The 1213-nt window shown below is 48.6% G+C and carries 1 protein-coding gene; it reads left to right on the top strand.

Annotated features, from left to right (window positions below):
* The first annotated feature begins 341 nt into the window (after positions 1–341).
* Positions 342–1088 (top strand): creatininase family protein, encoded by a 747-nt coding sequence (locus QT974_RS34560; protein ID WP_333472850.1) that lies wholly within the window; start codon positions 342–344, stop codon positions 1086–1088.
* Positions 1089–1213: the final 125 nt, after the last annotated feature.

Raw genomic sequence — 1213 nt, forward strand, 5'->3', positions numbered from 1 at the left:
CCCCCTAGCCCCCCTTAAGAAGGGGGGGACCGGAATCTTCTCAAAGTCCCCCTTCTTAAGGGGGATTTAGGGGGATCTAGACTAGGCTATGAACGAGATTTATCAAGGCTTTCAGGCTTAAGTTGATACCAATGGCCATTGCCGTGTCTCTACGGGGATTTATCGATCCGGGGTGTAGTTCATAAACGTGGAAGTGGAATCTGCTATAAATCTAGGTATCAACCGGGTTTTTGAGAATCGTGCGTCGCGGGTTTAACGCTCTTGGCGGACGATCGCCCTACAACTGACCCAGGCCCGCTACGATCGACAATACTAAGTAAAAATTCTGTAAACTGCCTATAATGTTGCTGCATTTGAGTACCTGGCCCGAAGTAGAAGCTTATCTAGAGAGTTCCCGAGGCATCATTATCCCGATCGGCTCCACCGAACAACACGGGCCCACCGGTTTAATTGGGACTGACGCGATTACTGCTGAGGCGATCGCTCAGAGTGTCGGCGAAGCAGCCAATGCCTTAGTCGGCCCAACAATTAATGTAGGAATGGCCATGCACCACACCAGCTTTCCTGGGAGCATCAGCCTCCGACCGCAGACCCTAATTCTTGTAATCAGGGATTATATCACATCCTTGGCAAAAGCAGGATTTGAGAAATATTTCTTCATCAACGGTCACGGTGGCAACATTGCCACGATGAAAGCAGCATTTTCGGAGACTTACGCGCATTTGTCGGACTTAAATCTAACAAATGCCGATCGCATCCAGTGTCAAATCGGCAACTGGTTCATGTGCGGTTCAGTCTACAAACTCGCCAAAGAATTGTACGGAAACCAAGAAGGTTCCCACGCCACCCCCAGCGAAATCGCCTTAACCCAGTACCTTTATCCAGAAGCAATCAAGCAAGCACCGCTTTCAGAAGAAGTTGCATCCGGATACAAAATTTACGGTGCTGCTGACTTCCGCCGCCGATTTCCCGACGGTAGAATGGGTTCAAATCCAGCCTTAGCAACTCCCGAACACGGTCAACAATTTCACGAATTAGCAGTCAAAGAATTGACTAATAATTATTTGGAGTTTTTGAACTCAGATTAAAGTTTTTGCCGGAAAATCTTGATCGATCGGGTTTTCATCCGAGGCTTCTTCCCCCTAAATCCCCCTTAAAAAGGGGGACTTCGATCGGGTGCATCTCAATGTGGCAAGGGCGAAGCATGACCGCA

The sequence above is a fragment of the Microcoleus sp. BM001215392 genome, from assembly GCF_036700185.1.
Lineage (GTDB): Bacteria > Cyanobacteriota > Cyanobacteriia > Cyanobacteriales > Microcoleaceae > Microcoleus.